The sequence below is a fragment of the Streptococcus sp. 477 genome, assembly GCF_013277295.1.
In the GTDB taxonomy this organism is placed as follows: domain Bacteria; phylum Bacillota; class Bacilli; order Lactobacillales; family Streptococcaceae; genus Streptococcus; species Streptococcus pseudopneumoniae.
This window is the reverse complement of the sequence record NZ_VMMQ01000032.1, coordinates 1-1,923: the sequence shown is the minus strand read 5'-3', so window position 1 is coordinate 1,923 and position 1,923 is coordinate 1. Positions and strand designations below refer to the sequence as shown.

At 39.0% G+C, this 1,923-nt stretch carries 1 protein-coding gene; it reads right to left on the bottom strand.

Going from position 1 to position 1,923, the window contains the following annotated elements; translation table 11 throughout:
- Positions 1 to 69: 69 nt before the first annotated feature.
- Positions 70 to 1,797 carry an IS1634 family transposase gene (locus HT691_RS05060; RefSeq protein ID WP_000874118.1) on the bottom strand — a complete coding sequence of 576 codons (1,728 nt, stop codon included), beginning with the start codon at positions 1,795 to 1,797 and terminating at the stop codon, positions 70 to 72.
- Positions 1,798 to 1,923: the final 126 nt, after the last annotated feature.

Below are 1,923 nucleotides of genomic sequence, written 5' to 3'. Positions count from 1 at the left end.
CCGACTTTATCACTTAAAAAATACAAAAGGGCAGCTACCCCCTTGCGCCACAAGGGATTTCGCTGTTCTTTAATCTCGTTTAGGTGTTGTATATGGAGCTTTGGCGTAATTTTTGAGTTCTTCAAACTTCACGAACCCTTTGTTCCATTCCATGCCCAATAATCTATTTAGTAGCTGCATATCTGGACTTTCTTGTAGTCTATAGTAATTATCTTGTAACCTAGTTGCTTTGGCACTGTTGAGAGCATTAGCGATTCTCCTTGGACTCATCTTCCAATTAATTTGATGTTGGAGGAGTCGAAGATGAATTAAAGCGATAAAACAAGTCAAAAAATGTGCCTGTATATGATTTTCTGTCCATACATAAACAGGTCTACTTTCAAGCTCTGTCTTCGTGATGCGGAAGCAATCCTCAATCTTAGCTAACTCTTTATAAGCCTCCAACATCTCTTCATCTGTCATTCCAACTTCACTTGTTACAAGAACATTCACACCATCAAACTGAGCATCAAAATCAACCTGCTCATGGTCAATGGTAACAAGTGGGGAAAAAGGCTTTAGTTCCCCTGTTTTTTCATCCAGATAGTGGAGGTCTAGATATTTCTTGCCTCCTTTTTTACTGGTCTGTCGAAAGAGTTCCGCATTGGTTAGTTGGCTGGCATATTCTAAAGCACCTTCCCGACGAATCCGTTCTCGATCAGCGTATTTCTTAGACCAAGTAATCAGAACTTTCTCTTTGACAAGTGGAGAATCCTTCTTCGTTCCCAGCTTGCGTTCACGTAGATAGGACTTCTTTGCGAAGGTCAACTCCTTATTAAATTGCCAATCGTTTGGATTTAGAATTTGTGTTTGTAGCTCCTTTGAGGCGCCACGCCGTCCACGATGCTTCTGGGAGAAGAGCCATCCATCTTTTTGATGAATCATCTCAGAAATATTGTAAGAGCTATTCATAGCCTTATCGGCCACCACCACAATACGCTCAATTCCAAACTGTTTTTTAACTTCCTCAACAGCTGGAAGATAGGTAATAGGATCTGTTTGATTTCCTCTAAATAACTTATAACTGATGGGAATTCCATTCGTATCCATAAATAATCCTAATTGGACAATGGGTTTGGGACGATGTTCCTTACTAGGACCTCGCCTTCTTAGTCCTTCTTTTAGAATTTCACCATCAACTGAAACAACCGTCTCATCGGGGATATCTGTTTCAAAGTAGTAGTTCGTTACATCGTAGAAAACTAAACGTGCTTCACGCTTGGTCATGCGACTCACTTCTTTATGAAGATGAAGCAGAAGTTTTTCTTTCAAGGTATCCAACTTATCTAACGAACGATAAATAGCGTTGAGGCTTATTTCCCAATGACCAAATAAGTTTACTTGAGAAGCATAAGTAGATAACTTACTATCTGGATTGAGGACTCTCTGAAAAACTAATAGTTTTAAAACTTGAGCCAAATCGTACTCTGATTTCGATTTCACTGTCTTTAGAAACTCGGTTAGTTTTAACTCTTCAAACAGGTTATCCAAGACCATCCAACCATAGGACTGATCCACCTCATTCATAGGAGCCAGTAGGTCATAGCTTACTTGAAAGAATTGAGGTTCTGTTAGTAGACCTTCCTTTGCCTCACGTTTCAAACGTTCTAAGATATCAGGTTCCTCTACCTCTAGTTCATCTAAGAGACCATATTTTTTCAAAATACGCTGTCTGACTTTTCCATCTTTTCGATATCCCTCCACAAGATAGACATGAGTACGCCCTTCTTTGTTGGTTGTTGTTTTAATAAATGCCATACTCTATTATAGCATACATAATTATATACAACAAACAAAAAGTTGAAAAATAGTCGGAAAATCCAGATGTACCAAGGGATTAAGTAAGGTCGGCGGAGAATTAAGTGATAAAGTCGGGATTATATC